This is a genomic window from Vibrio gallicus (assembly GCF_024346875.1).
GTDB classification, from domain to species: domain Bacteria; phylum Pseudomonadota; class Gammaproteobacteria; order Enterobacterales; family Vibrionaceae; genus Vibrio; species Vibrio gallicus.
On record NZ_AP024871.1, the window covers coordinates 2061867 to 2088747 of the forward strand.

The 26881-nt window shown below is 44.1% G+C and carries 29 protein-coding genes and 1 other RNA gene; 9 read left to right on the top strand and 21 right to left on the bottom strand.

The features are described from left to right. Positions 1-23: 23 nt before the first annotated feature. The 11 genes from acpS to rpoE form a co-directional block, all read right to left on the bottom strand. Positions 24-404, bottom strand: a complete 381-nt coding sequence (acpS, locus tag OCU28_RS09545) for a holo-ACP synthase (RefSeq protein WP_261815970.1) — start codon at positions 402-404, stop codon at positions 24-26. Further along, the gene (gene pdxJ, locus OCU28_RS09550; protein WP_261815971.1) at positions 404-1135 is read right to left on the bottom strand and encodes a pyridoxine 5'-phosphate synthase; all 732 of its coding nucleotides are present in this window, start codon (positions 1133-1135) and stop codon (positions 404-406) included. Before pdxJ ends, acpS begins: the two co-directional genes overlap by 1 nt. Then, positions 1132-1851 (bottom strand): DNA repair protein RecO, encoded by a 720-nt coding sequence (gene recO / locus OCU28_RS09555; RefSeq protein ID WP_261815972.1) that lies wholly within the window; start codon positions 1849-1851, stop codon positions 1132-1134. Before recO ends, pdxJ begins: the two co-directional genes overlap by 4 nt. Before the next feature lie 53 nt (positions 1852-1904). Further along, positions 1905-2891, bottom strand: coding sequence for a GTPase Era (era, locus tag OCU28_RS09560; RefSeq protein ID WP_261815973.1), 987 nt, complete (start codon positions 2889-2891; stop codon positions 1905-1907). Next, positions 2884-3561 (bottom strand): ribonuclease III, encoded by a 678-nt coding sequence (gene rnc / locus OCU28_RS09565; RefSeq protein ID WP_261815974.1) that lies wholly within the window; start codon positions 3559-3561, stop codon positions 2884-2886. Before rnc ends, era begins: the two co-directional genes overlap by 8 nt. Positions 3562-3570: 9 nt before the next feature. Then, entirely contained in the window at positions 3571-4467 is an 897-nt protein-coding gene (gene lepB / locus OCU28_RS09570; RefSeq protein WP_261815975.1) for a signal peptidase I, read from the bottom strand. Between the two features lie 96 nt (positions 4468-4563). Then, on the bottom strand, positions 4564-6357 hold the full coding sequence (lepA, locus tag OCU28_RS09575) for a translation elongation factor 4 (RefSeq protein ID WP_261815976.1): 1794 nt from the start codon (positions 6355-6357) through the stop codon (positions 4564-4566). 139 nt (positions 6358-6496) lie between these two features. Then, positions 6497-6976, bottom strand: a complete 480-nt coding sequence (locus OCU28_RS09580) for a SoxR reducing system RseC family protein (protein ID WP_261815977.1) — start codon at positions 6974-6976, stop codon at positions 6497-6499. Then, positions 6973-7932 (bottom strand): sigma-E factor regulatory protein RseB, encoded by a 960-nt coding sequence (gene rseB / locus OCU28_RS09585; RefSeq protein ID WP_261815978.1) that lies wholly within the window; start codon positions 7930-7932, stop codon positions 6973-6975. Before rseB ends, OCU28_RS09580 begins: the two co-directional genes overlap by 4 nt. Then, positions 7929-8522 carry an RseA family anti-sigma factor gene (locus OCU28_RS09590; RefSeq protein ID WP_261815979.1) on the bottom strand — a complete coding sequence of 198 codons (594 nt, stop codon included), beginning with the start codon at positions 8520-8522 and terminating at the stop codon, positions 7929-7931. The genes rseB and OCU28_RS09590 overlap by 4 nt, the downstream gene beginning before the upstream one ends. Positions 8523-8544: 22 nt before the next feature. Next, complete coding sequence (gene rpoE, locus OCU28_RS09595; protein ID WP_261815980.1) at positions 8545-9123, bottom strand: RNA polymerase sigma factor RpoE; 579 nt, start codon at positions 9121-9123, stop codon at positions 8545-8547. Between the two features lie 366 nt (positions 9124-9489). On the opposite strand from rpoE, the gene nadB reads away from it, so the two are divergent. Next, positions 9490-11139, top strand: a complete 1650-nt coding sequence (nadB, locus tag OCU28_RS09600; RefSeq protein WP_261815981.1) for an L-aspartate oxidase — start codon at positions 9490-9492, stop codon at positions 11137-11139. Positions 11140-11211: 72 nt separating this feature from the next. On the opposite strand, the gene OCU28_RS09605 is transcribed toward nadB, so the two are convergent. After that, positions 11212-11472, bottom strand: a complete 261-nt coding sequence (locus tag OCU28_RS09605; protein ID WP_261815982.1) for an FAD assembly factor SdhE — start codon at positions 11470-11472, stop codon at positions 11212-11214. A 151-nt stretch (positions 11473-11623) separates the two neighbouring features. On the opposite strand from OCU28_RS09605, the gene ygfZ reads away from it, so the two are divergent. Further along, complete coding sequence (ygfZ, locus tag OCU28_RS09610; protein ID WP_261815983.1) at positions 11624-12535, top strand: tRNA-modifying protein YgfZ; 912 nt, start codon at positions 11624-11626, stop codon at positions 12533-12535. A 502-nt stretch (positions 12536-13037) separates the two neighbouring features. Then, a complete protein-coding gene (locus OCU28_RS09615) occupies positions 13038-13244 on the top strand; it encodes a DUF1107 domain-containing protein (RefSeq protein WP_261815984.1) in 207 nt (68 codons plus the stop codon). Positions 13245-13273: 29 nt separating this feature from the next. Here the strand turns inward: OCU28_RS09615 and OCU28_RS09620 are convergent, their stop codons facing one another. The 3 genes from OCU28_RS09620 to OCU28_RS09630 are packed head-to-tail and all read right to left on the bottom strand — an operon-like array spanning position 13274 to position 16216. Next, a complete protein-coding gene (locus tag OCU28_RS09620; RefSeq protein WP_261815985.1) occupies positions 13274-14476 on the bottom strand; it encodes an FAD-dependent monooxygenase in 1203 nt (400 codons plus the stop codon). A gap of 1 nt (position 14477) precedes the next feature. Further along, positions 14478-15641, bottom strand: coding sequence for a 2-octaprenyl-6-methoxyphenyl hydroxylase (gene ubiH, locus OCU28_RS09625; RefSeq protein ID WP_261815986.1), 1164 nt, complete (start codon positions 15639-15641; stop codon positions 14478-14480). An 8-nt stretch (positions 15642-15649) separates the two neighbouring features. Continuing rightward, the gene (locus OCU28_RS09630) at positions 15650-16216 is read right to left on the bottom strand and encodes a YecA/YgfB family protein (RefSeq protein WP_261815987.1); all 567 of its coding nucleotides are present in this window, start codon (positions 16214-16216) and stop codon (positions 15650-15652) included. A gap of 274 nt (positions 16217-16490) precedes the next feature. Between OCU28_RS09630 and zapA the strand changes: the two genes are divergently transcribed. From zapA to serA, 5 genes are all read left to right on the top strand, one after another. Next, positions 16491-16793: a cell division protein ZapA gene (gene zapA, locus OCU28_RS09635; RefSeq protein ID WP_261815988.1), complete on the top strand. Its 303-nt coding sequence runs from the start codon at positions 16491-16493 to the stop codon at positions 16791-16793. A 7-nt stretch (positions 16794-16800) separates the two neighbouring features. Beyond that, a non-coding RNA gene (gene ssrS / locus OCU28_RS09640) (6S RNA) lies at positions 16801-16985 on the top strand. A gap of 2 nt (positions 16986-16987) precedes the next feature. Further along, positions 16988-17593 carry a 5-formyltetrahydrofolate cyclo-ligase gene (locus tag OCU28_RS09645; protein WP_390623777.1) on the top strand — a complete coding sequence of 202 codons (606 nt, stop codon included), beginning with the start codon at positions 16988-16990 and terminating at the stop codon, positions 17591-17593. A gap of 67 nt (positions 17594-17660) precedes the next feature. Next, on the top strand, positions 17661-18317 hold the full coding sequence (rpiA, locus tag OCU28_RS09650) for a ribose-5-phosphate isomerase RpiA (RefSeq protein WP_261815989.1): 657 nt from the start codon (positions 17661-17663) through the stop codon (positions 18315-18317). 181 nt (positions 18318-18498) lie between these two features. Beyond that, positions 18499-19728, top strand: a complete 1230-nt coding sequence (gene serA / locus OCU28_RS09655) for a phosphoglycerate dehydrogenase (RefSeq protein ID WP_261815990.1) — start codon at positions 18499-18501, stop codon at positions 19726-19728. A 32-nt stretch (positions 19729-19760) separates the two neighbouring features. Here serA and OCU28_RS09660 read toward each other — a convergent pair whose 3' ends face one another. Together OCU28_RS09660 and OCU28_RS09665 are read right to left on the bottom strand one after the other, a co-directional pair. Beyond that, a complete protein-coding gene (locus OCU28_RS09660; protein ID WP_261815991.1) occupies positions 19761-20453 on the bottom strand; it encodes an SIMPL domain-containing protein in 693 nt (230 codons plus the stop codon). Positions 20454-20491: 38 nt separating this feature from the next. Further along, positions 20492-21388 carry a LysR family transcriptional regulator ArgP gene (locus tag OCU28_RS09665; RefSeq protein ID WP_261815992.1) on the bottom strand — a complete coding sequence of 299 codons (897 nt, stop codon included), beginning with the start codon at positions 21386-21388 and terminating at the stop codon, positions 20492-20494. A 104-nt stretch (positions 21389-21492) separates the two neighbouring features. Between OCU28_RS09665 and OCU28_RS09670 the strand changes: the two genes are divergently transcribed. Further along, a complete protein-coding gene (locus OCU28_RS09670; protein WP_261815993.1) occupies positions 21493-22125 on the top strand; it encodes a LysE/ArgO family amino acid transporter in 633 nt (210 codons plus the stop codon). 51 nt (positions 22126-22176) lie between these two features. Here the strand turns inward: OCU28_RS09670 and mscS are convergent, their stop codons facing one another. From mscS to epd, 4 genes are all read right to left on the bottom strand, one after another. Beyond that, positions 22177-23037, bottom strand: coding sequence for a small-conductance mechanosensitive channel MscS (gene mscS / locus OCU28_RS09675; protein ID WP_261815994.1), 861 nt, complete (start codon positions 23035-23037; stop codon positions 22177-22179). A gap of 213 nt (positions 23038-23250) precedes the next feature. Further along, positions 23251-24327: a class II fructose-bisphosphate aldolase gene (gene fbaA / locus OCU28_RS09680; RefSeq protein ID WP_261815995.1), complete on the bottom strand. Its 1077-nt coding sequence runs from the start codon at positions 24325-24327 to the stop codon at positions 23251-23253. A gap of 122 nt (positions 24328-24449) precedes the next feature. Beyond that, positions 24450-25613, bottom strand: a complete 1164-nt coding sequence (locus OCU28_RS09685; protein WP_261815996.1) for a phosphoglycerate kinase — start codon at positions 25611-25613, stop codon at positions 24450-24452. Between the two features lie 125 nt (positions 25614-25738). Continuing rightward, the gene (gene epd, locus OCU28_RS09690) at positions 25739-26761 is read right to left on the bottom strand and encodes an erythrose-4-phosphate dehydrogenase (RefSeq protein WP_261815997.1); all 1023 of its coding nucleotides are present in this window, start codon (positions 26759-26761) and stop codon (positions 25739-25741) included. Positions 26762-26881: the final 120 nt, after the last annotated feature.

A 26881-nucleotide genomic window follows, 5' to 3' on the forward strand; every position in this document is an offset into this window, starting at 1 on the left:
TTCCTACATGAAGTTAAGCGCACTTAATCTTCTAAAATAACGGTCGCCACTGCATAGTGGCGCTCATCAGATATAGAGATGTGGTAGCGCTTAACTCCAAGGCTATCGGCAATTACCTTGGCTTGCCCAGATAAGGTAAGGCAAGGCTTCCCTAATGGATCATTATGGATCTCAAAGTCTTGAAAAGAGACGCCTTTGGAAATTCCAGTACCCAAAGCCTTAGATGCAGCCTCTTTGGCCGCAAAGCGTTTGGCTAGGTATTTTGCTTGAAAGCTTAAGCCGTCAAAATGACTCATCTCTGTTTCGGTAAGGATGCGCTGAGCAAATGGCTTTCCAGTTCGCGAGAGTGCTTTTGCAACTCGCTCGATCTCTGCGATATCCGTACCTAAACCAAGGATAGCCATTAGCTACGAGCCTGCTCCATAATTTCTTTCATATCAGCGACAGCCTTGTGCAGGCCATCAAATACAGCACGTCCCATAATAGAGTGTCCAATATTAAGCTCATATATCTCAGGCAGAGCTGCGATAGGCGCTACGTTGTGATAAGTCAATCCATGTCCAGCGTTGACCGTTAAACCTTGTTCAGAGGCATAACGAGCAGCTTGTGCAATACGATCGAGCTCTTTGTATAGAACATCATCCGTAGTTGCTTCAGAGTAGTGACCCGTATGCAGCTCAATGAAGGGGGCTCCTGCCGCTTTAGAGGCATCGATCTGAGACTGCTCAGGGTCGATAAATAGAGAAACCTTAATTCCGGCTTGGGTTAGCTTTTGTGTTGCTGCCTTAATTTTTTCTAGATGCGTCACCACATCTAAACCACCTTCGGTTGTAAGCTCTTCGCGCTTTTCAGGTACTAGGCATACATACTCAGGCTTAGTGTCTAATGCAATCGCAACCATTTCATCGGTTACTGCCATCTCTAGATTCATTCGAGTCTGAATAGTTTCAGCTAGTAGGCGTACATCACGGTCTTTAATATGACGACGATCTTCACGCAGATGAATCGTGATGCCAGCAGCACCAGCCCGTTCTGCAATCTCTGCTGCATGTACAGGATCAGGATATTTGGTACCGCGTGCGTTTCGTAAGGTTGCTACATGGTCGATATTGACCCCAAGTAGAATTGAATTCATTGTCCAATGCTCCGTGTGCGGGGAAGAAAAAGTTCCCTACTTTTTAATGGTTTGCCCCCAAGATAAGGCTTTAGGGCTATACGTGTAAAGCGCTTTGCCGCACTCAGTTGCGCTGGAGTTGTAAATCTGCGCTCTGCAATGGCAATTAGCTCATCACCGCTAAAGGTTAGGTTGTCTTTGCGCACTGAAGCGATAAAGCCCTGCTGTTCACGATATCGATAGGTCATTTTAGGATCCACAGGCTCACCACTGCCTGAGCAGTGTAAAAAATCAACCCCGTAACCTAATGATGTTAATAGAGCGAGCTCAAAGCGGCGCAAGGCAGGCTCTGGATTTTCCGCTTGGGCAAGTTCTGTTAAGGCGTGCAGATAGTCGATAAATAGCTCAGGATACGGCACCTCATAGGCGGTCACACGCGCCAGTATTTCATTGACGTACATTGCAGAATAAAGGAAAACACCGTTTAAAGGTAAGCCTAAGCTTATTGGTTCAGCTTGGCGCAGGGTTTTCATTGAGCCTGAGCCTGACCACTTTAGCAGCAAAGGTGTGAAGGGTTGTAGTGCCCCCTTTAACGGTGAGCGCTTACTACGACCACCTTTACTCAATAAAGTCATCCGCCCGTAGTCTTCGGCAAAGACATCTAAGATGAGACTTGATTCTGTATAGGGGCGACGATGCAATACAAAGCAACGCTGAAAGCCATCAATTACACTCATTAGCTCAACACACCACAAAAAACTCCACCGCAGTGGGTGGAGTTTTATTTACGTTATAGGTCGTCCATATAACCAAGAGAGCGCAATGCTCGTTCGTCATCGGCCCAACCTGATTTAACCTTAACCCAAGTCTCAAGATAGACTTTTCGGCCAAATAGTTCTTCCATATCAAGGCGAGCTTCTCGACCTATGGTCTTGATTTTATCTCCGCCTTTGCCAATGACCATTTTCTTCTGGCCACTACGCTCAACTAAGATAAGGGCGTTAATATGAAAACCATCGTTATCTGGATTATAGTCAAAGCGTTCAATTTCGACCGTTACTGAATATGGAAGCTCATCGCCAGTAAAACGCATCAGTTTCTCGCGAACGATCTCTGAAGCCATAAAGCGCTGCGAACGATCAGTCACATACTCTTCAGGAAAGTGGTGAACGGCTTTAGGAAGGTGTTCACGTACATGCTTGCGCAGAACCTCTGTATTCTTGCCTTGTTTAGCAGAGATAGGCACGATATCAACAAAGTCCATCATTTCTGATAGTTGCTGCATATGGCTCATCACTAGGTTGCGATCTTTAACCTGATCAACCTTGTTGATACAAAGAACTACTGGGAAGTTAGCCGCTCTCAGTTTATTGAGCACCATCTCATCATCTGCAGTCCAGTGTGTACCATCAACTAAGAAGAACACTAAGTTTACATCGCTTAAGCTACTGTTGGCGGCTCTATTCATTAAGCGGTTAATAGCACGCTTTTCTTCGATATGTAGGCCTGGAGTATCAACAAATATAGCTTGATAATCCCCATCGGTATCCACACCCATAATGCGGTGACGGGTAGTTTGTGGCTTACGTGATGTAATTGAGATCTTCTGACCAAGTAGATGGTTAAGTAGCGTTGACTTACCAACGTTTGGTCTACCTACAATCGCAATAAATCCACAGTGTTGGTTCTCTTCTGAGGTAGTTTTTTGCTGATTGTGAGATGCAAAATATGCATCAAGATCAATTTCTTGCTCTTCTGAGTTATCGTGATCAGACATTCGTTAGTTTCTCCAATGCAAGTTCAGCAGCGGCTTGCTCTGCCTTACGACGGCTAGTACCAACCCCTTTTATAGGTTGTGCAATTCCGTCTACAGCACACATAACGGTAAACTCTTGGTTGTGAGCTTCACCCTTAATTCTAGTCACTTCATAGCTAGGTAGCGCTTTACGTCTGCCTTGTAGAAACTCTTGAAGGCGTGTTTTAGGATCTTTTTGTGATACACCTGGCTGAATAGATTCAAGGCGTGACTTGTACCACCCCAATACAACTTTACGCACGCTTTCAGTATCACTGTCTAGGTAAACTGAACCTATAATGGCTTCAACTGCATCCGCCAAGATAGATTCGCGTCGGAATCCGCCGCTTTTTAGCTCACCTGGACCTAATTTTAAGTAGTCACCTAGCTCGAATTCTCGCGCCAGTTCAGCCAAGGTTTTACCTCGAACTAAGGTCGCACGCATACGACTCATATCACCTTCGTTTACCTTAGGAAAACGGTGATACAGATCATCAGTGATAACAAAACTTAAAATTGAATCGCCCAGAAACTCTAGTCGTTCATTGTGTTTCCCATTGGCACTCCTATGAGTGAGTGCCAATAATAGGTTATCCATATCTTGATATTTATAACCTATGCATCTTTCTAATCTTGATAGTTGAGAATTCATACTCTCTAATTACTCTATGCCGCCAATGCGGTTGAAACGAATTCCAGTAGGAATCCAAGATGGCAGAATACTGTCTTGGCCACGATCAAATTCGAAGCTAATCCAGATACCCACCGCTTTACCAACGAAGTTGGCTTCAGGAACAAAACCCCAATAACGGCTATCTGCGCTATTGTCTCGGTTATCTCCCATCATGAAATAATGACCTTGTGGTACAACCCATTCATTCACACCAGAGCGAGGCTGATACGCTGCTACATTGTCTTGGCGTAAAGGGTTTACCAAGATTTGGTGTTTATGTTGGCCTAGTTTCTCATCGAGGCGAATCAAGGGAATATTATTTTGAGTAAATTCGCTTTCTTCATAATTGGTCAACGCCACGATATTACATTGAGTTTCACCTTTTGGCTGAACACAGATTTGCTTATCTCTTGAGTAGCGAACCGTATCACCAGGCAACCCAACCACACGTTTAATGTAGTCAATATTTGGTTGAGGTGGAAACTTAAACACAGCGATATCACCGCGTTGTGGCTTACCGGTTTCAACTAATGTTGAACGGAATACAGGGTCTTTAAGGCCATATGTATATTTTTCAACAACAATGAAATCACCAACCAATAGAGTTGGCATCATTGAACCCGATGGGATCTGGAATGGCTCATAAATAAATGAACGCAATATCAATACAAACGCAATCACAGGGAAAATAGATACGCTGTTTTCGATCCACCACGGTTGCATTGAGATCTTAGCCTTGGTTTGCTCATCCAGTGAATTGGTTTGAGCCTCAACCTCAGCTACCTTAGCCTGACGTTGCTTACTCCACTTTAGCTTTTCCAAAGCATAAACAACACCTGTCACCAAAGTCACGATAACTAGGATTAAAGAAAACGTGTTAGCCATTAACATCCCTTAAATTACAAGTTTCTAAAACAACGAAAGTGAAAGAGTCATCGACCCTTTCACTTTTACAAAATAAATTACTATTGATTCAATAAATTAATCTTTACCGACATGCAAAATAGCTAAGAACGCTTCTTGTGGTAACTCTACGTTACCAATTTGCTTCATGCGTTTCTTACCTTCTTTCTGCTTCTTCAATAGTTTTTTCTTACGGCTCACATCCCCGCCATAACATTTTGCGATTACGTTTTTACGCAACTGTTTCACAGTTGAACGCGCAATGATGTGGTTACCGATTGCCGCTTGAATAGCGATATCAAACATCTGACGAGGAATAAATTCCTTCATCTTTTCAACTAATAGTCGACCACGATTTTGAGAATTGTCTTTATGGGTAATGATAGCCAGTGCATCGACAGTATCACCATTGAGCAATACATCAACACGCACCATATTTGACTGAGCATAGCGTTGGAAGCTGTAATCCAATGATGCATAACCACGAGAGGTAGATTTCAAACGGTCAAAAAAGTCGAGAACCACTTCTGCCATTGGCAGATCGTAGGTTAATGCCACTTGATTGCCGTGATAAACCATATCAACCTGAATACCACGTTTTTCAACACATAAGGTGATCACGTTACCTAGGTAATCTGACGGTACCAAGATATTACAACGAGCGATGGGCTCACGGATCTCTTCGAGGTCATTTACCGCTGGCAGTTTAGCTGGGCTATCCACATATAGTGTCTCGCCATTGGTTTTAACTACCTCATATACCACCGTTGGTGCTGTAGTGATAAGGTCTAGATCGTATTCACGCTCGAGACGCTCTTGGATAACTTCCATATGAAGCATACCCAAGAAACCACAACGGAAACCAAAGCCTAGTGCAGCTGAACTCTCTGGCTCATAGAACAATGAAGCATCATTAAGGCTTAACTTACCTAATGCATCACGGAAGTTCTCATAGTCATCAGAAGATACAGGGAATAAACCGGCATATACCTGTGGCTTCACTTTTTTGAATCCAGGTAGTGCCGTTTCACAGCCGCCTTTAGCGTGAGTTAGGGTATCGCCTACTGGCGCGCCTAGGATGTCTTTAATGCCACATACTACCCAGCCTACTTCACCAGTATTTAGCTCGGTTGTATCAAGCTGTTTTGGCGTAAAGATACCGATGCGGTCAATGCCCCAAACTTGGCCTGTACTCATTACTTTGATCTTGTCGTTCTTCTTAAGCTTACCGTGTTTTACACGCACTAGAGATACAACGCCAAGATAGTTATCAAACCATGAATCAATGATCAGTGCTTGCAGTGGCCCTTCAGGGTCACCTTCTGGCGCTGGAATAGAGCTAACGATGGTCTCAAGAACTTCATCAACACCGACGCCTGTCTTAGCAGAACAGCGAGTTGCTTCCATCGCGTCAATGCCAACGATCTCTTCGATTTCTTCTGCGACACGCTCTGGATCAGCGGCTGGAAGGTCAATCTTATTCAAGATTGGCACTACCTCTAGATCCATTTCGATTGCGGTGTAACAGTTAGCAAGGGTCTGAGCTTCAACGCCTTGACCTGCATCGACCACCAATAGCGCACCTTCACAAGCCGCTAATGAACGAGATACTTCGTATGAGAAGTCAACGTGTCCTGGGGTATCGATGAAGTTTAATTGGTATGTTTCCCCATCACTAGCTTTATAATCTAGAGTAACACTCTGTGATTTAATAGTGATGCCACGTTCTCTTTCTAGATCCATAGAATCAAGAACTTGCGCTTCCATTTCGCGGTCACTTAAGCCACCACAAACTTGGATTAAGCGATCCGATAGGGTGGATTTACCATGGTCAATGTGGGCGATAATCGAAAAGTTACGAATGTTCTTCATAGTTGAATGCAGTTAGACTCTTGCTAATTGAAAGGGAAATGTAGAGATACATTTTACTTAAGTGGGCAGATTCTACCTAATTTCGGCCTTGGTAGCCATAGCCAAGTGATTTGGAACTGAGCTTAGGTTGTGATTATCTCTATTTTACTTCGACAGCTTGACCTAAGGCGCGCACCAGTGTGACCTTCTGGTCTGCCTGGCTACTCTGCAGGTAGACTTTTACAACATAACCGCTAACTAGCGCCCCAGCGACACCTAATAAAATACTTGGCCATTCGACATCGCCTAGCATCAAATTAGATATCCAATTACCAATTGCAGCGCCAATCATTAATCCGAATAAAGGAACCAAATAGACGATAGATGCTACAGACAATAGCTCTTTCTCTGGTAAGCCAATCTCAATTACATCCCCCACCGACAAAGCGTGCGATGTATTAAGCGTCCAAGCGTGTTGGCGATTACCAATTGCTTTGGTCACTTGCCCTGTTGCACAATGCGACTTTGAAGCACATCCATTACAACTGGTTTGCTGTTCACATGACAGACCAACCAAAAAGTTAGCCGAATTTTTAGGATCCGGCGTAACAGATGTCACAACAGCCAGTGCCTGCATCATTGGGAAGCTACCGCATTAAACGTGACAGAATGAAGGATTCTTTCTGCTGTACTTGGAGGAATATCCCCAATAACGATAACTTCATGTTTATCGACAATACCGCTTTGCAGGGTTCTTCGCCCTTGGCGTACTAATTGACGCTTAAGTGAGTAATCATCTTCGGGTGCAACATAGATAGAAAACTGAAACACGCCATCGGTATAGATTTGACTTTCAACCACGCGGTTTGAGCCAAATAGAGGATGACTCTGTATTTTCTTGCTATTGAACCCTTGAGGCATCCATGTCACCTGCCAAGCTACTTGCTTGGTATTACTTTTAGGCAAGGTTACAAGTTCAGGCAAAGCCGCACCTTCTAAGCCTTTCATTATTGGCACAAGATGGTCGGTAACAGAGTAAGAAACCGTACGATACTGCTCCAATACTTCCCCATCTCGGTCTATCAAATCGGCTCGAAGTGGTAAGCTAGTGTGCTCATCAATCCACACTATGTATGAGTATCTCTGTCCATCTTTAGGTACGACACGAATTACATCGGTTGCAGAGCCTGCCTCACGAGCACGCCCGACCTTTACAATATCGTAGTTATCTTTAAGGTCTTGGACATCCACTTTTAGCATTGGCATTAAGGGTGCAACCATACGGTCTGATGCAATAGTGAAGGGATCGATACCCGGTTCAATATAGCTAACTTGACTGCCACGTTGAATAACCTCTCGTACCGGTCCACTTAGGTAAACTAGCTGAGCTAGATGCTTACCATTGTCGTTAGCTTGACGATACACTAAAGGCTCAATACTGCCCTTTCGAATCAGTACATAAGACATTTCATAATTAAGAGACTGACTCGCTTCGCTCATCTTATCCAATAGCGTCGACGCACCGTCATCAGCCAACGCAACAGTTGATAGGGAGAGACTGATCAGTGCTGCGGCACTGGCCAGGAATTTTTTCATTGGATATCCGATTCTTCAGGTAGTGGCTTAACGCCTTGATCTAGGCGTAACTGCAATTCATAGTCTTGCAGAATATTATTAATACGATGGCGTTGCTCGGTGAGTTTCTCTTCGCTCACGGCTTTAGGGTGCACCGACTCTCGCGTAAGGCTTACCGGCTCAATGCTGCCAGCTAGTGGAACCGTTTGCAGTACAGGTATTTCACCTTGCTCGGTAACACTACCATCAGCACTTCCTCCGTACTGCTGCACACCGACAATCACAGCTAACGAGACACAAGCGGCCATCGCTACTTGACCAAACTGAGTCACCCATTGTGGCAATGCTTTCTTTGCATGCTGCGGCAATGGTTGAGATTCAAGCATCGGCTGCACTTTAGAGTGTGTTGGTTCATTTTCTAGAGCGATAGCAACTCGAGATGCTATATCCCACTGCGGCGATTGAGGAGCATCCCCTCGCATCACATCACCTATTAAATGATAATCGTGCCAAATCTGCTGCGCGTCCTTGTCATGCTCTATCTCGCTTATAAGCGCCTTATCGACGGCTTCACCGTCAAGCAGAGCAGAAATGTTTTCTTTATTAGACATTACCTTCACCTTAATGGTTACTCTATCGTTGTAAAAGCGGTTTCATTTTTTGTTCAACCGCCTCACGTGCGCGAAAGATTCTTGAGCGAACTGTCCCTACGGGGCATTCCATTACAGCTGCTATCTCCTCATAACTGAGGCCATCTAATTCTCGCAACGTCATTGCCGTTTTTAGATCCTCGGGCAGTGCTTCGATTGCATCAAATACTACCTGCTTCAATTCTTTCGACAACGCCAAGTTCTCTGGGTTCGAAATTTCTTTTAGCGCGTGTCCTGCTTCGTAATATTCTGCGTCTTCAACATCCACATCAGTAGCCGGTGGTCTACGACCTTGGGCAACAAGATGATTTTTAGCCGTGTTCACCGCAATACGATATAACCATGTATAAAAGGCACTTTCACCACGGAAATTAGGGATCGCTCTGTACGCCTTGATAAACGCTTCTTGTGCAACATCCGGCACATCACTTGGGTTATTCACATATCGAGAAATCAAGTTACACACTTTATTTTGGTACTTGACTACCAGCAGGTTAAAAGCCTGTTTGTCTCCATTTTGAATACGCTCAATCAGAACTTGATCGGTCAATTGCTCGTTCATTCGAGCCTATACTCCTATATTTCTCTCGTACCTTCTCAGGTATAAGTGTACTAGTACGTGATCTGTCACTGACACCACTATTTGCTTGAGCACTATTGTGACCAGCGCTATGCATAAAAGTTCAGATTGATTAATTTTTTTCCAAAATTAATCAAAAATATGATGTACTACAGATACCATTGAGCATTTTTGTTTTCATTACAGTGCTTAATTAGATGCAATTTTGATTCAACACAAGGTATCAAAAAACAACACATAGTCGAATAGTAGCACCCTAACTATCGCTAAAGATAATAACAAAACAAAACTATAATTTCCCTTTAGCGGACAGATAGCGTGGCAATCATATTTAAGGACGACATTTCGATGAATTCAAATACCCAGCAAGAATGCGATATTTTGGTGATTGGTAGTGGTGCAGCCGGACTATCTTTAGCCCTACGCCTTGCTAATCGAGCCAAAGTAACTGTCATTAGCAAGAGCTTAAGTCGCGAAGGTTCTACCTTTTACGCACAAGGAGGTATCGCAGCCGTTTTTGATGAAAGCGATACCGTTGAATCGCACGTAGAGGATACACTCATTGCGGGTGCAGGCCTGTGCGAAAAAGATAAAGTTCAGTTCATCGCAGAAAATGCACGTGAATGTGTGCAGTGGCTTATCGATGGCGGCGTTCCTTTTGATCAAGAAAAAAGTGACTCAGAGAATGACGAACCTCGTTACCACTTAACAAGAGAAGGGGGTCACAGCCATCGCCGTATTTTACATGCAGCCGATGCCACTGGCATGGCAATGCAAACCTCCTTACAAGAAAATGTTTTAAATCACCCTAATATTACGGTTCTTGAGCGTCATAATGCTGTCGACCTAATTACTGAAGATAAAACCACTGCCAATGGCTGCACCAAAAAATTAGTGGGTGCTTACATATGGAACCGAGACTCTGAGCACGTAGAAACTATTGCCGCCAAATTTGTGGTACTTGCTACTGGCGGAGCCTCTAAGGTTTATCAATACACCAGTAACCCAGACGTATCCTCTGGTGATGGTATCGCTATGGCTTGGCGTGCTGGTTGCCGTGTTGCTAACCTTGAATTCAATCAATTCCATCCTACCTGTCTTTACCATCCAGAGGCACGTAACTTCCTACTAACCGAAGCATTGCGCGGTGAAGGCGCTTATCTACGCCGTCCAGATGGTACCCGCTTCATGCCGGATTTTGATGGGCGTGAAGAGCTTGCACCTAGAGATATTGTTGCTCGAGCTATCGACTTTGAAATGAAGCGATTGGGGGTTGATTGCATGTATCTGGATATCACCCATAAGTCTCCTGAGTTTATCATGGAGCACTTTCCTACTATCTACATGCGCCTACAAGACCTTGGCATCGATATGACCAAAGAGCCTGTGCCTATTGTACCTGCCGCTCACTATACCTGTGGTGGTGTTATGGTAAACAAACAAGGCCAAACCGATATTGAGCGTTTATATGCTATTGGTGAGGTTTGCTATACCGGGCTACACGGTGCCAACCGTATGGCTTCTAACTCACTATTAGAATGTGTGGTCTACGCTTGGTCTGCAGCAAAAAGCATCCTCAGCGAGCTTGATGATGCTGAAATGCCTCAAAACCTCCCACATTGGGATGAGAGTCAGGTAACTAACTCTGATGAAGAGGTAATACTGCAACATAACTGGCACGAACTGCGCCTACTTATGTGGGATTATATGGGGATAGTGCGCACCGACAAACGCCTTGAACGCGCTTTACGACGCATTCAACTGCTGCAGCAAGAGGTACACGATTATTATAGTAATTTCCGCGTATCCAATAACCTTCTAGAACTGCGTAACCTACTGCAGGTTGCAGACCTGATGGTTAAATCGGCTATGGAGCGTAAAGAGAGTCGTGGACTGCACTACACATTAGACTACCCTGATACCTTAGACGAAGCTAAGCCAACAATACTAAAACCAGAATATCGTCCCGCAAATAACAACGATAAATTTGACTGGTAAACACTGTCTTTCAGTGCACGAACACAACAAAGGCGCCGAGGGCGCCTTTGTTGTGTTCGTGATCTATAAAAGCTATCGAACCTTACTCATATTATGCGCTACGACTTTATCTATCATAGATGCTAGGGCTAAGTTCTCACTACGACCGTGCCCCATAATCCAAGTAAACAAATCCGGATCATCGCACTCTAATAGAGCCACAAAATCACGCTGCTCTTGCTCTGTTAGGTTTTCAAAGCACTCTTCGAAAAATGGCATGATAACCACATCCAGTTCCAACATACCTCTACGGCATGCCCATCGGATACGTGCCTTATCCTCAACGCTATACATGAGTTAATTCCTTTGATTCATTATAATTGGCTTGAGTGTAGCAATAGCATCTCGATCTAACTATTAAATGAATCACAGCTTTTTAACTGACTTAGACAATATTGAATTTAAGCATTACCATACCCCTATAATCTCTCAAAAAGGTAATACCATGAACCTACCCACTTTAGCATGGACAGAATTACAACAATGGAAAGCGATTGTTGTGACAGGTAACGATGCCAAGAGCTACCTTCAAGGGCAACTCACCTGTGATGTCGTCACCTTACCAACAGCAACATCAACGCTAGGTGCCCACTGTGATGCTAAGGGTAAAATGTGGAGTATCTTCCGTCTTTTTCAGCAGCAGCAAGGCTACGCGCTATGGCAGCCCGTTTCTGGTATTGAAACAGCTCTTACTGAATTAAAGAAATACTCTGTATTTTCTAAGGTAGATATGGCAATTAGCGATCATAGTAGTCTCGGTCTAATTGGAGAAGGCGCTGAAGATTTTGTTAATTCACTAACTGATGGCCGTGAGTCAGTACGCTCAATTGAAGGCGGTCATGCTATCAAGATTGATGGCAGTCGCTGGTTACTGTTTGTTGCACAGGAACAGCTAGCAAGCCTCAACCAACAACTGGCTCAAATACCGCAAGTTACACCAAGCATCTGGGATGAGTTAGATATTACGCAAGGTATCCCAAGCCTTGAGGCCTCAGAACAAAACCAACACATACCTCAAAACCTAAACCTACAAGCTGTCGGTGGCATTAGCTTTGAGAAAGGCTGTTATACCGGGCAAGAAATCGTTGCAAGAGCGAAGTATCGAGGTATGAACAAACGCATAATGCGTCTAATCACCGGTATAGCTGCAACAGATAATATGGAGTTTGAGCGCCAAGTTGGAGACAACTGGCGCAGCGCAGGCACTGCCATTAAGCATGTTGTCGACCAAGACGGTGTTGCATCTGCTCTTATCGTAGTCAACAAAGATTTAGAAGAGCAAACCAAGTTTCGCTTAAAAGATGCCCCTGGAAACCTATGGCAGTTTCAGGCTCTTCCTTACGGATTAGATGACTAACTACTCACATTCACCCCAATGACACCAGCATAAGATAGGCGCCTGATGCTTTATTTTGTGCTGGTATTAAATATGTAGACCTTTTAAACACAATAGCTTCAAGCCCAAAAAACCACTCTCTACCCCCTTAGCATGCACTTCATAATTTAACTCAAGCTCTATGCACATTTATGTTGCAGACATACAGCCACAAACAAGCATCGTTTGAGTCAACCTGTTGTCGAAAACCAAATACATACTTAGTTACAAATAGGGCTCAATTACTTTTGAACCAATTGGGTTTTATTTCATCAAATATTCAGTGACTCAAGTTTTACCTTTCGACCAAGCGAAATGTAACACAATATAATCCCGACTCAGGTCACTAAATGAGACGATAATCTCGTTTGGATAATGAACGATGTGCATTAATCCAGTTGCATCACAATTTCGTAATAGTAAGTAGCCTATAATCTGCTTCGCCATGGAGGCACAGCAAAAACTATATAAAAAGGTATCAGTAATGAGACTGTTTAAGCGTTATATTCCAACCTTGATTGCAAAACATATTAGTAGATTATTCAGAGGACGAATTTATATCTACGGTGTGGGCCAATTTGAGTTTGACAATGGCAAGCTGATTTTGCCGCATCATGCACAGGAGCGTCACTTCAAAACTGTAAAAGAAGTGAACGTTGAGATCAAACGACTCAGGGAATGTTACGTGTAATTTAAAGGGGAGGTATATCCTCCCCTTTCTTATTTGGCTAGCTTAGGAAGATCGCCCTTTAGCCCTAGCGCACGCTGCATTACCTCATGCTTAAGGCCTGGCACAGCTCCGGCTAGGTTCATCCCTACACCACGGACCAACTTCTTAACTGGATCACTGCCGCTAAACAGATCTTTTAACAGCTGCATAGCAGAGATCATCTTCACAGCTTCAGCTTTGCGCCAGCGCTCAAAATGTCGCAAATTAGCATAGTCACCGATATCCTTACCTTGCTCCCAAAGCTGTTGTAGCTCTTGAGCTAAGCTTGCTGCATCAAGTATGCCTAGATTGACACCTTGGCCGGCAAGAGGATGAATGGTATGTGCTGCATCACCAATTAACGCAATACGAGACTGAGCAAAGTCTCTGGCGTAGCGCATTTTAAGTGGAATTCCCTGCCGTTGGCTAAGGCTGGTAACCCGCCCAAGCTGCATATCAAAAGCAACCGCTAGCTGTTTAGAAAATTCAGCATCTGATAAAGCAAGTAATTGAATTGCCTTATCGGTTTGCTGTGACCAAACGATAGAACACAGCTTGTGGTCATCCAAAGGCAGAAAAGCAAGTGGTCCATACTCGGTAAAGACTTGGCGAGCGGTATTATGGTGCCCTTCTTCCATCTCAACATTACATACGATTGCTGTATGGTCATAATCCCATTCAGTCAATGGGATTTGTTGCTGCTGACGAACCCAAGAGTTTGCACCATCTGCCGCAACCACTAACTTTGCAGTTAGGTTCTGTCCATTGTCTAAGGTCAGCCATGTTTCACGCTCTCCAACCGCCAAGCTTTGACAGCGATTAGGTTGAAAAAAGCTCACGTTTGACTGTTGCTGGACTTGCTTCAATAGCCCATTAGCTATGATCTGGTTTTCAACTATGTAGCCTAAATTGTCTTGAACTACATCACTCGCCGAAAACTCAATCTTAGCAAAGCTATCTTGATCCCATACCTGCATTGTTTGATAAGCGGTACATCGCAACTCAGCGATAGCGGGCCAAGCGCCTAGGCGTTGCAAGATGCGCTCACTGGCGTGGCTAAGGGCTGATACTCTAGCAGCTGGTTTATCACTGATTGGACTGCATTGTGCGCCTTCGATAATAGCGATACGTATGTCAGTATCCTTTAAAGCTAAGGCTAGAGTTAATCCAACCATGCCACCACCTACGATAGCTAAGTCCACGTTCTTTATCATATTAATTCTTTATCAATCCTAAACTTCTATTGGTCACACACCCTTGCAAGGGAGGTATAGCATCAAAGGCAAGCAGCCCTAGGTTTCTGGCAACGACAGTAGGGTACCAATTGTTAGAGAAAAGCCTCACCAAGCCAGTGGTCATTGCAATCGTCGCATCTCGGTCTTGTACTCTTGAGTTCCGATACATTTTGAGACATTCATAACTCCCAGCATCATCACACTCCGCAACTGCGTGCGTTAAGGCTGCGACATCACGGATACCAAGGTTAAACCCTTGACCAGCAATGGGGTGTAACGTTTGAGCGGCATTACCAACAAAGGCGACTCTATGATGAGTCAAGCGCTCACGGGTATACAGTGCAAGCGGATAATTAGATCTCGAACCGACCTTAATGAACTTACCCAAACGCCAACCAAACTCCTGCTGTAGCTTATTTAGGAAGGTATCATCATCCCAAGATTGCGCCTGCTGTAGTTGCTCATGGCTCAAGCACCAAACCAAAGACATTCGTTGCTCAGTCATTGGCAAAAGAGCTAACGGTCCGTTGCTGGTAAACCTTTCATAGGCCACCCCCTTATGAGGGTTAGCTAATTCAATATTTGCAATCAATGCATACTGCCTTAGCTGCTGAACCTTATTTGATACCTGTACTTGTTCTGCGACTTTAGAGCCTGTGCCATCGGCGCCAACCAATAACTCGGCATGCAAGGTTTCACCACCGCTCAATTTAATTTCCACCAGTTCATCAAATTGAACAACACTCTCCAAACTATCGGGGCAATAGAGCGTGATATTAGGTTCGCTGTGTAATTGTTGGAAGTAAACCTGACCGGCTTTTTCTAGTTCAACAACCGCCCCTAAATATGCTTGTCCCATCTCCTTAGCATCAAAGCCAGTTTGAGCATAATGCCCACGGTCAGAGACATGGATTGAGAGGATAGAACTGGCTTGTGGCTGCAGACCTTCCCACAATTGGAATTGCTTTAATTTTTGTATGGTGCCATAGGAAAGGGCGATAGAGCGGGCATCAAACCCCGAACGCTCATTACTAGGAGGATGAGGGTCGATAATCGCTACCTTCTTTCCAGCAACACGAGCAAGGGCTAGCGCCAAGGTAGCACCACTCATCGCCGCTCCACAGATTACAACATCAAACTTCACAGCGATCCTCAATGCAGTGTTTTAGATTCAGGTTGAGAGGGTTTATTGCCTAACTCAATATGAATGGTTAACACACACACCTTTACGTGCTCAATAACCTGCTCCAGTAGCATCGCTTGCTCTTGCAGGTCATCCTCTGGATCTATCTCTAACTTCGAGATCTCCAATAGGTCTTCAAGAACCTCTTTCACCTGCGGATTTGATTTATCTACCTTTGCTCCAACCAAGCCAAGGCCAGAGATAAAGTGACTCACCCATTCACTCAAAGCCGCACCCTGTGCTATCAAGTCATCGCTTTCAGGCAGTAACAGGCTAAGCTCAAACCCTTGCTTGCTCAATTCTTCACGGCTAACCTTTAGTGCAAGCTCTGCAATTGCCAAACTCGCCATAGGCCACCCTTGCCCATCATTGGTATAGTCAAATAAAAGCGGTTGCCATCCATCACTATCTAGCTGTAATCCACCACTTAGCATTCCCATAAGCAAACCATGCATTTCTGCGGGCGTAACCGAGAGGTCTGAAGCTGAAAGCTGTTCAGCTGATGGCTGATATTGAGGCAGTTTTGTTTGGCTCATGATTGAATCTCTACAATAATAGTTATAAGTGTATACATAAGGTCTATTGACCCTAAATAGTGACATAGTACCATTAGCAATGTAGTGATTCATCGCAAAAAGCATCAGGTTGCGTTATAACGAAGCAGAAATCACCAACCTTTGTGCAAATAAAATGCAGACGTCATACACAAGTGCAGAAAAGCTTGAATCTTAATAGGGGTTTTCCTATAGTTTCTTGCTTGTAAGTGCAGTGGACACACATACTTACCTAAGCCATCGCGAGTTATCGAACATGAGCAGCCAAGCAGTAGAAATTGAAATATTAGGTAAAGTCACTCGGGTTAATTGCCCGGCAGGAAAGGAAGATGCATTGCGTCAAGCCGCCTGCGATCTTGATAAACGCATTCAAGACATGGTAGACAAAACCAAAGTAGCCAATACTGAGAAACTAATGACTATTGCGGCACTCAACGTATGTTATGAACTCTTAGAAAGGCAGACTGACGAACAACAGCAGAGCGATATTGAGCAACGCCTTCAATTACTTGATGGAAAACTCGAACAAGCTTTGCAAAGTAAGGGTCAGTTAGCATAAGATTAGAATTACCCTGGGGTGTGCGTCAGCAGGATTTAAGTCCCTGAGCCGATAAGCAACCCTTAAGGATTAGTATTTGATGGCTATTGAGCAAGCTCGACTCGTATCGAGAAGCCTACGGTCAACAGTGCTGATCCGCCTTGAACCAGCTGGTTCAAGGGCCACAATCCTCAACGGCACTCTGGGGCATCCTTATGACTATGACTACTCGAAAACAGATTCGTACTAGCATGCGCAGCATGCGACGCTCTCTCCCCCCTGCGTTTTTATCTCAAGCAAGCCTAAGCCTTAAACAGCAACTTATTGCGCTTCCAGAGTTGCGTTGTGCGAATAAGGTCGCTTTGTATCTTGCCAATGATGGTGAGCTTGACCCATATGCTACGATTCGCTGGCTATGGGAGGCGGGAATTCAAACCTTTATCCCTGTATTACATCCTTTTGCCAAGGGTCAGTTGCTGTTTTTACGCTTCACTGAAGATACAGAACTGGTCACTAACCGCTATGGTATCGCACAACCCAAGCTTGATATTCGAGATATTTGCCCTGTAGCACAACTCGATATCATCTTTACACCCTTGGTAGCCTTTGATCACCAAGGTCAGCGACTGGGAATGGGTGGTGGGTATTACGACCGCACGCTAGCCCCTTTTACAGGGTGTCTTAATCCGATAGCGATTGGACTGGCCTACGATGAGCAACAACTTACTTCCTTACCAACAGAAGCCTGGGACATCCCTCTCTCCAAGATAGTCACTCCTACCCGAGTATTACACGGCAAAAATCACGACGTAAACGATTAACAGGTGCTAACTAGTGCGCATCTGTATATAATCTCGGCGTCTTTCCCCCTCACTCGGAGAACCGAAAATGACCCAAGATGAAATGAAAAAAGCGGCTGGTTGGGCAGCATTAGAATACGTTGAAGAAGGATCTATTGTTGGCGTTGGTACCGGTTCTACCGTAAACCACTTCATTGATGCACTCGGCACTATGAGTGATAAAATCAAGGGTGCAGTTTCTAGCTCAATCGCTTCAACCGAAAAACTGGAACAACTTGGCATCAAGGTTTTTGATTGCAATGAAGTTGCTTCCCTTAGTGTATATGTTGATGGCGCAGACGAAATCAACCCAGCTAAGGATATGATCAAAGGCGGCGGTGCGGCTTTAACTCGTGAGAAAATCGTAGCCGCAATCGCAGAAAAATTTATCTGTATCGTTGATGGCACCAAGGCCGTTGATGTTTTAGGGCAGTTCCCACTTCCAGTTGAAGTTATCCCAATGGCTCGCTCTTATGTTGCTCGTGAATTAGTTAGGCTGGGCGGCGACCCTGTGTACCGTGAAGGCGTTGTAACCGATAACGGCAATGTCATTCTTGACGTACACGGCCTAGCAATTGACTCACCAAAACAATTTGAAGACCAAGTCAACGCCCTTGCTGGTGTTGTAACCGTAGGTCTTTTTGCTCATCGTGGCGCGGATGTGGTTATCACAGGCACACCAAATGGAGCAAAAATAGAAGAGTAATCTATTTTAGCAAACGGTATAAAATTTACAGCGATGGCGCCTCAATGGTAGCCATCGCTTTTTTTTAGTAATTTTCTTACCCATTAGTTCATTTTTTTGATAACTTAATCATTAATTATCATAGGAAAACCTATTGATTTCCCCAAAATTATTCGATTGCTAACGTTAAGGAACGACAACAATGGCTACAGTATCTCTACCCAAAGATAAAATTAAAATCTTACTCCTTGAAGGCCTCCACCCTTCCTCTGTAGAGGTACTAGAGAGTGCCGGCTATTCTAATATTGATTATCGTAAAGGCTCGCTATCTGAAGAAGAGCTTATTGAAGCCATTAAAGATGTGCATTTTATCGGTATACGCTCTCGTAGTAACCTCAATCAGAAGGTATTAGAGGCAGCCAACAAACTAGTTGGTATTGGGTGCTTCTGTATTGGCACCAATCAGGTTGACCTTAACGCAGCTGCAGCCAAAGGGGTGCCTGTCTTTAACGCACCCTTCTCAAATACCCGTAGTGTAGCTGAATTAGTTTTAGGTGAAATCCTATTGCTATTACGCGGCATTCCAGAAAAGAACGCCCTTGCGCATCGTGGTATCTGGAAGAAAAGTGCCGATAATTCAAATGAAGCTCGCGGTAAAAGCCTAGGTATCATAGGTTATGGGCATATCGGTACTCAGCTTAGTATTATTGCTGAAAACTTGGGTATGCGTGTCTACTTTTACGATATCGAAAGCAAGCTTTCACTCGGTAATGCTACCCAAATCTCCACTATGGCAGAGCTACTTAACAAATGTGATGTCATCAGTTTGCATGTCCCTGAGACCTCAGGAACCAAGAATATGATGGGAGCTGAAGAGTTTGCAATGATGAAACCGGGTGCCATCTTTATTAACGCAGCGCGAGGCACTGTGGTTGATATACCTGCATTGTGTGCTAGCTTAGAGTCTAAACACCTTGCAGGGGCTGCTGTGGATGTATTCCCAGTTGAACCGAAAACCAATACTGACCCATTCACGTCACCATTGGCTGAGTTTGATAACGTTATCCTTACTCCACACGTTGGCGGCTCTACCCAAGAAGCTCAAGAAAACATCGGTATCGAAGTTGCTGGTAAGCTGGTCAAATACTCAGATAATGGCTCTACGCTTTCAAGCGTTAACTTCCCTGAGGTATCTCTGCCACAACACAGCTCAACCTCTCGCCTACTACACATCCACGAAAACCGCCCTGGTATCCTGACGCAAATCAACACCATTTTTGCAACGGCTGATATCAACATCGCAGCCCAGTACCTGCAAACCAAAGGCGATATGGGTTACGTAGTTATCGACGTTGAAGCCGCTCGTGCTGATGAAGCACTGATGAAACTAAAACAGATCGATGGCACAGTACGTGCCCGACTTCTACGCTAGAACACGAAAAGAGCCCCTTTAAAGGGGCTCTTTTACTTCAGTCGATAAACAACCGTCACTCGGTCTTTAAGGGTGATAGTCGAATCTATATACCCAGTAGACGCTTTTCCCTCATCCATGCTCATGGCGCGCATCATTGGCGCTGAAGAAGGGCTTTGATATTTAATCTGCCACACTGAACCTAACTCCTTACCAAAATCTTGAGCCAGTGCTTTGGCTTTTTGCTGAGCATCTTGGGTTGCAGCTAGCCGTGCCTTTTGTTGATAGGCTTTGGTATCTGTTACGCCCAGTTGAACGCGATTCACTCTATTTACACCTGATTTCATTGCTCCCTCAAGCACTGCGGGCAGGGACGCTAAATTCACAACTTCAACGCTTATTCTACGAGTGGCTTGATAGCCTTTGATATTTGCAGGACCTTGTTTAGGATATTGCATCTGAGGGGTAACACTTAAGTTTCCAGTGTGTATTTTAGATGGCTCAATGCCTAGCTCAGATAGCTTATTACGGGTTTGCATGACCACCTTATCGGCTTGTTGTTTTGCCATATCAGGGTCTTCATTGCTCGCCACCACCTGCATAACCACCTCGGCTTTGTCAGGTTTAGCCGATACCTCACCTTGTCCCGATGTTATCAAGTGGGGAAAATCAAACTGCTGGGCATGTACTACCTGTATAGGCAGGCAAGCAAAGCTAGCGAAAAGTAAAACTCGAGTCCATGGCATATCGTCACCTCATATAATAAGCACCAATAGCATTATGACTACAGTTGCTGATAAAGGTTTCCTTTAGCGTGTGTTTTTAACGCGCTAGTTAGGTGAGCTAATACTCCCTTGCTGGTCGGCCAGTAATGCCAATACAAAGCATTGCTCTCAAACTCTCCGGGAGCAAGATCGATAAGTGCACCTGACGCTATATGCTCTTTGATCTGTAATTCTGGTAATACACAGTATCCCAAACTGGCCAGCGTCATACTTACACACGCTTCAGAGCTGCGAACCGAATGCTTAATGTTAACGCCCCTACTTTCACCAAATTGTGAAGCAACAAAGTTTTCATTCATTACATCATAGGGCTCAAAGGCAATCTCTGGCGCGCTATGTATTAACTCACTAAGTTTGCCGTGGCTAAAGTAGCGCTCAATAAAACTCGGTGTGGCAACACACACATATTTCATCTGGCCGAGGAAAAGGGTTTCACAGCTTGGAAGAGGTCTAGCCACCGAGCTAATCGCGCCAACAACTTCTCCATTTTTAAGCTTATTTACGGTTCTTCTTTCATCATCAACAATGAGGTTTAATTCAACATTATGCTGCGCAATAAAAGACTTAAGCGCCGGAATCAACCAAGTGGCAACGGTGTCGGCATTGGTTGCAATCGCCAATGGAAATACCTGCTGTTTGTCTGGAAGCTGTGGAAAGATTTCATCCTCTAGCAATTTAACTTGTCGGTATAGACCGAGAAGCTTTTTACCCATCGCGGTTACCTTTAACGGGGACTCTCTTATCAAGACAGGTCCATTAGCCCAGCTTTCTAACTGTTTAATTCGTTGAGATACCGCCGATTGAGAGATAAACAACAGCTCTGCGGCTCGCTCAAAACTACCGCTCTTTATCACCGCATCTAAGGTCTCTATCCAACGATAATCTAATCCTTTCATGACCACCTCATAAGCAAAACTAATAATAGATTAAAATCATTCAATTCTTTTATATCAACAACTGCCATACACTGCACCTAAATTCAGTAACAGGCTAACACAATATGAGCGTCACTATTTTTGCACAAGGGGTTGGACTCGGTCTAAGCATGATAGCGCCTATCGGCGTCCAAAATGCCTATGTTCTCAATCAAGGAATTAAGCGCAATCACCACATTGCCATCGCGACAGTATGCAGTTTTCTTGATGTACTATTCATTAGCCTAGGGATATTTGGTGGCGGAGCTTTGTTAGCCAAATACCCTATGTTATTAGCCGCAATCACCATCGCTGGCATTGCGTTTGTCGCTTACTATGGCTTACTCTCATTTAAGAGCGCCCTTAACCCAAGTACCACGCAACAAGCCAATGAGACGTCTAAGCGAGGTCTCAAAGCTGCCATATTCGGAGCAATGGCGGTAACACTGTTTAATCCGCACCTTTATCTGGATACTGTTGTCATTCTTGGCTCCCTTGGTGGACAATTTCAGGGAGATGAACGTATGTCATTTGCGGTCGGTACTATCAGCGCGTCATTTATTTGGTTCTACGGCATATCTTTAGGTGCCGCCAAGCTGTCCCCTATACTGGCTAAACCAAAAGTACAGCAAGGTATTGACCTAGTGGTAGGTATTTTCATGCTGACGATTGCCTACTACCTTGGGCTCTCTGCACGCGACCTGATACAACAATTCTAAGACAAAAAAAAGGATGCCTAATGGCATCCCTTAAGTAATATCAATTAGCCACTAACCGGCTTTGTTTAGATGGACATCCATCTGTGGGAATGGGATCTCAATGCCATTCTCATCTAAAGCAATCTTGATTGCTTTTAGGTTGTCAAAATATACATTCCAGTAATCTTCTGTTTTACACCAAGGGCGAACCACAAAGTTCACTGATGAATCAGCAAGCGCCAACACGCCGATTTGAATGCCTTTGTCTTTCAATAGACGCTCATCGGCTTCAAGGGTTTGACGAATAACCTGTTCGGTTTTCTTTAGGTCTGCACTGTAAGAGACACCAATAACATAGTCAACGCGGCGGGTTTTATGGCGGGAGTAGTTAGTTATCGGACTGCCGATAACCCCACCATTTGGTACTACTACCATCTTATTATCCGGAGTAGTCAGGATTGTTTGGAAGATTTGGATTGAATCTACTGAACCGGCTACACCACCAATCTCAACATAATCACCCGATTTAAACGGACGGAAAGCTACAATCAATACGCCAGCGGCAAAGTTAGACAATGAGCCTTGAAGTGCAAGACCAACCGCTAGGCCGGCCGCACCAATTACCGCAACTACCGATGCAGTCTGAACACCTAGGCGACCTAGTGCTGCAATTAGAACAATAACAAACAATAGATAACGAACTAGAGCATGAACAAAATCAACAACGGCTTTGTCCATATTACGCTTATTCAGCATCTTGGAGACGCTATTCGCTACCATTTTAGTAATGATATTACCGATAAATAGAATAAGAACAGCGGTAATAATATTTACACCATAGCCGATCAATAGGTCTGTATTATTTGTAAACCAATGATGTGCTTCTTTCATGCCTTGGTGAACGGCATCTACACTTGGGACTTCTTGTGACATCGTAAAATCTCTTCCGTAATAAAGTGTTACAACTCATGCAGTGTGATCTGCATCATACTTCCGTATATAGGGTAAAGGTCAAGAAATTGTCAGAATATTCAATTCCTTGCCCTTTGATTTACTACTCACAAAACTATAGTACATAAGATCAAAAAAACCCGCTCAATGAGCGGGTTTTCTACATTAATTGTAAGTTAAAAGCTTACCTATTAATTACAGTACGTCGATTGCATTTAGGTCAGAAAACGCTTTTTCTAGGCGAGTAACCATAGAAGTTTGAGCGGCACGTAACCATACGCGTGGATCGTAGTATTTCTTGTTCGGCGCATCTTCACCCGTTGGGTTACCGATTTGACCTTGTAGGAAATCGTGGTTATCAGCTTCAAACTGACGGATACCATCCCAAGTTGCCCACTGAGTATCAGTATCGATGTTCATTTTGATTACACCGTAGCCGATAGACTCTTGGATTTCTGCTTCAGTAGAGCCTGAACCACCGTGGAAAACAAAGTTTAGAGAGTTAGCTGGTAGGCCAAATTTCTCTGAAACGTATGCTTGAGAATCACGTAGAATAGTAGGCGTTAGAACTACGTTACCAGGCTTATAAACACCGTGTACGTTACCGAAAGAAGCCGCGATAGTGAAACGAGGGCTAACAGCGTTTAGTTTTTCATAAGCGTAAGCTACATCTTCAGGAGAAGTATAAAGCTCAGACTGATCCATATCAGAGTTGTCTACGCCATCTTCTTCACCACCAGTACAACCAAGTTCAATCTCGATTGTCATGTTCATTTTAGCCATGCGCTCTAGGTATTTAGCACATGTTTCGATGTTTTCTTCTAGAGACTCTTCTGAAAGGTCTAGCATGTGAGAAGAGAACAGTGGCTTACCAGTTTGTGCAAAGAACTCTTCGCCCGCGTCTAGTAGTCCGTCAATCCAAGGAAGAAGTTTCTTAGCTGCGTGGTCAGTATGTAGAATAACTGGTACACCGTAAAACTCAGCAACAGCGTGAACGTATTTTGCACCTGCAACCGCACCAAGGATTTGAGCACCTTGACCTTCTAGTTTCACGCCTTTACCAGCGAAGAAACCTGCACCACCGTTTGAAAATTGTACGATAACTGGTGATTTAACTTTTGCTGCTGCTTCAAGCACTGCGTTTACTGAATCAGTATTCACACAGTTTACTGCAGGAAGAGCAAAGTTATTCTCTTTTGCTACTGCAAAAACTTTCTGTACGTCATCGCCAGAAATCACACCAGGTTTTACGAAATCGAAGATCTTAGACATTGAAATTAATCCTATTTCTATCGTTTATTAAATTGCACTATAAATATAAAAAATATTGCATATAACCCAATCAGGTTGTAGCAAAAAATAAAAAAAGCGGGATGTAGATCCCGCCTTAAATTTTACGCTTTCGCACGCTCTTCTAGCATTGCAACAGCAGGGAGAACTTTACCTTCAACAAATTCAAGGAAAGCACCGCCACCAGTAGAGATGTAAGAAACATCAGCTTTGATACCGAACTTGTCGATAGCAGCCAATGTATCACCGCCACCCGCTACAGAGAAACCTGCAGAATCAGCGATTGCTTTAGAGATACCCGCAGTACCCGCTTCAAAGTTTTTGAATTCGAATACGCCAACAGGACCATTCCAAAGGATGGTTTTTGCATTAGCAATAATGTCAGCTAGAACCGCTGTTGAATCAGGGCCTAGGTCAAAGATCATGTCATCGTCAGCAACGTCAGCAACGTTTTTGATTTCAGCTTCAGCATTTTCGTCAAATGCTTTTGCACAAGCCACGTCAGTTGCAACTGGAATTGCACACTCTTTCATTAGTTTTTTAGCAGTTTCAACAAGATCAGCTTCATATAGAGACTTACCTACATTGTGACCTTCAGCTGCGATAAATGTATTCGCAATACCACCACCAACAACAAGCTGGTCAGCTACTTTTGATAGAGACTCAAGAACAGTCAGTTTAGTAGAAACCTTAGAACCACCAACGATAGCAACTAGTGGACGATCTGGGTTATCCATAGCTTTAGCAAGCGCTTCAAGTTCAGCAGCTAGTAGAGGGCCTGCACAAGCTACAGGAGCGTTAGTACCAACACCGTGAGTAGATGCTTGAGCACGGTGAGCCGTACCAAATGCATCCATTACGAAGATATCGCAAAGTGCTGCGTATTTTTTAGATAGTTCAGCTTCGTTTTTCTTTTCGCCTTTGTTAAAGCGAACGTTTTCAAGAACAACCAGTTCACCGGTGTTTAGCTCAAGGCCATCTAGATAATCTTTAGCTAGCTTAACTTCGCAATCTAGTGCGTCGTTTAGGTAGTTAACAACAGGCTGTAGAGAGAATTCTTCTGCGTACTCGCCTTCTGTTGGACGACCTAGGTGAGAAGTAACCATTACTTTAGCGCCAGCTTCTAGGCAACGCTTAATTGTTGGTAGAGATGCAAGAATACGTGCATCTGAAGTTACTTTACCGTCCTTTACTGGAACGTTTAGGTCAGCACGAATAAATACGCGCTTTCCCGCTAGGTCTAGGTCGGTCATCTTGATTACAGACATTGTTAGTCCTCTTGTATGAAATTTACAAAAATTTAGCACCGAGTTATAAACCCAGTGCGGGGAATTCTTTTTAACGTTAATGGAGGCAGTTTGTGTGGAACTCAAGTTCTCTTAACACAATTATTTTATGCTTTTTGCATTGCTAATGCGGTATCGAGCATCCGATTAGCAAATCCCCATTCATTGTCGCACCATACCAATAGTTTCACGAGTTGACCATCGCTCACACGAGTCTGTGAACCATCAACTATCGCACTATGCGAGTCGTGATTAAAGTCTATTGATACCAGCGGCGCCTCAGTATAGTCAACTATAGAATGTAATGTACACTGAGACGCTTGTAAAATGGTTTGATTTACGTCACTAACTTTCACTTTTGCATCTAAAGTTACACTTAAGTCCATTGCGGTTACATTAACTGTCGGTACTCGAACGGAAATGGCTTCGAATTTATTTTCAAATTTGGGGAAAATTCTTTCAATGCCTTTATGCAACTTGGTATCAACCGGAATAATTGATTGGCTAGCACTACGCGTTCGGCGCAGATCAGAGTGGTAAGCATCGATTACCTGCTGATCATTCATCGAAGAGTGTATGGTGGTTATTGTGCCACGCTGAATACCATAGGCCTCATCGAGTACCTTGATAATTGGCACGATACAGTTGGTCGTACAGGAGCCATTTGATACCACTCTATGCTCTGCTTTTAGTGAGTCATGGTTAACGCCATAGATAATGGTATTGTCTATGTCGTGACTGCCAGGGTGTGAGAACAACACCTTATTGGCACCCGCTGTTATGTGCTGCTGTCCATCAGCTTGAGAGCCAAACACACCGGTACAATCTAGAACAATATCCACATCCAAATCACGCCAAGGAAGCAGCTCTAATTCAGCCAAATGCAGAATACGAATCTCATCTCTGCTTCCATCTTGATGGTGCACATATAGGTATTCTTGGGTATGCGAAATCTGCTTTTGAAAGCGACCATGACTTGTATCGTATTGCAGAAGGTGAGCCATAGCGTCCGGTTGAGCCAGTTCATTGACCGCTACAATCTGAATCTGAGACTGCTTACCACTCTCATAAACAGCCCTTAGGACATTTCTGCCAATTCGGCCAAAGCCATTAATTGCTACTCTTAGCATGGTATTACTCCTAACCCTGCCGGCTCTTTGTTAATGACTGCAGTGTATCAGATTGCAGTTTGAGATTCATTCAGTCGTGATAGGCACTTGATTGCATTTGATATTTCAATCATGCTAATC

What these genes read in the sequence shown, in the direction of transcription:
- zapA (WP_261815988.1), top strand. Translation starts at nt 16,491, where the DNA reads ATGAGCAGCCAAGCAGTAGAAATTGAAATATTAGGTAAAGTCACTCGG.
- era (WP_261815973.1), bottom strand. Translation starts at nt 2,891, where the DNA reads ATGTCTGATCACGATAACTCAGAAGAGCAAGAAATTGATCTTGATGCA.
- OCU28_RS09630 (WP_261815987.1), bottom strand. Translation starts at nt 16,216, where the DNA reads ATGAGCCAAACAAAACTGCCTCAATATCAGCCATCAGCTGAACAGCTT.
- OCU28_RS09685 (WP_261815996.1), bottom strand. Translation starts at nt 25,613, where the DNA reads ATGTCTGTAATCAAGATGACCGACCTAGACCTAGCGGGAAAGCGCGTA.
- lepB (WP_261815975.1), bottom strand. Translation starts at nt 4,467, where the DNA reads ATGGCTAACACGTTTTCTTTAATCCTAGTTATCGTGACTTTGGTGACA.
- lepA (WP_261815976.1), bottom strand. Translation starts at nt 6,357, where the DNA reads ATGAAGAACATTCGTAACTTTTCGATTATCGCCCACATTGACCATGGT.
- OCU28_RS09590 (WP_261815979.1), bottom strand. Translation starts at nt 8,522, where the DNA reads ATGTCTAATAAAGAAAACATTTCTGCTCTGCTTGACGGTGAAGCCGTC.
- epd (WP_261815997.1), bottom strand. Translation starts at nt 26,761, where the DNA reads ATGCTAAGAGTAGCAATTAATGGCTTTGGCCGAATTGGCAGAAATGTC.
- acpS (WP_261815970.1), bottom strand. Translation starts at nt 404, where the DNA reads ATGGCTATCCTTGGTTTAGGTACGGATATCGCAGAGATCGAGCGAGTT.
- nadB (WP_261815981.1), top strand. Translation starts at nt 9,490, where the DNA reads ATGAATTCAAATACCCAGCAAGAATGCGATATTTTGGTGATTGGTAGT.
- OCU28_RS09660 (WP_261815991.1), bottom strand. Translation starts at nt 20,453, where the DNA reads ATGCCATGGACTCGAGTTTTACTTTTCGCTAGCTTTGCTTGCCTGCCT.
- ygfZ (WP_261815983.1), top strand. Translation starts at nt 11,624, where the DNA reads ATGAACCTACCCACTTTAGCATGGACAGAATTACAACAATGGAAAGCG.
- recO (WP_261815972.1), bottom strand. Translation starts at nt 1,851, where the DNA reads ATGAGTGTAATTGATGGCTTTCAGCGTTGCTTTGTATTGCATCGTCGC.
- OCU28_RS09620 (WP_261815985.1), bottom strand. Translation starts at nt 14,476, where the DNA reads ATGATAAAGAACGTGGACTTAGCTATCGTAGGTGGTGGCATGGTTGGA.
- OCU28_RS09645 (WP_390623777.1), top strand. Translation starts at nt 16,988, where the DNA reads ATGACTATGACTACTCGAAAACAGATTCGTACTAGCATGCGCAGCATG.
- pdxJ (WP_261815971.1), bottom strand. Translation starts at nt 1,135, where the DNA reads ATGAATTCAATTCTACTTGGGGTCAATATCGACCATGTAGCAACCTTA.
- OCU28_RS09605 (WP_261815982.1), bottom strand. Translation starts at nt 11,472, where the DNA reads ATGTATAGCGTTGAGGATAAGGCACGTATCCGATGGGCATGCCGTAGA.
- rseB (WP_261815978.1), bottom strand. Translation starts at nt 7,932, where the DNA reads ATGAAAAAATTCCTGGCCAGTGCCGCAGCACTGATCAGTCTCTCCCTA.
- fbaA (WP_261815995.1), bottom strand. Translation starts at nt 24,327, where the DNA reads ATGTCTAAGATCTTCGATTTCGTAAAACCTGGTGTGATTTCTGGCGAT.
- rpoE (WP_261815980.1), bottom strand. Translation starts at nt 9,123, where the DNA reads ATGAACGAGCAATTGACCGATCAAGTTCTGATTGAGCGTATTCAAAAT.
- OCU28_RS09665 (WP_261815992.1), bottom strand. Translation starts at nt 21,388, where the DNA reads ATGAAAGGATTAGATTATCGTTGGATAGAGACCTTAGATGCGGTGATA.
- OCU28_RS09670 (WP_261815993.1), top strand. Translation starts at nt 21,493, where the DNA reads ATGAGCGTCACTATTTTTGCACAAGGGGTTGGACTCGGTCTAAGCATG.
- OCU28_RS09580 (WP_261815977.1), bottom strand. Translation starts at nt 6,976, where the DNA reads ATGATGCAGGCACTGGCTGTTGTGACATCTGTTACGCCGGATCCTAAA.
- serA (WP_261815990.1), top strand. Translation starts at nt 18,499, where the DNA reads ATGGCTACAGTATCTCTACCCAAAGATAAAATTAAAATCTTACTCCTT.
- OCU28_RS09615 (WP_261815984.1), top strand. Translation starts at nt 13,038, where the DNA reads ATGAGACTGTTTAAGCGTTATATTCCAACCTTGATTGCAAAACATATT.
- rnc (WP_261815974.1), bottom strand. Translation starts at nt 3,561, where the DNA reads ATGAATTCTCAACTATCAAGATTAGAAAGATGCATAGGTTATAAATAT.
- rpiA (WP_261815989.1), top strand. Translation starts at nt 17,661, where the DNA reads ATGACCCAAGATGAAATGAAAAAAGCGGCTGGTTGGGCAGCATTAGAA.
- mscS (WP_261815994.1), bottom strand. Translation starts at nt 23,037, where the DNA reads ATGTCACAAGAAGTCCCAAGTGTAGATGCCGTTCACCAAGGCATGAAA.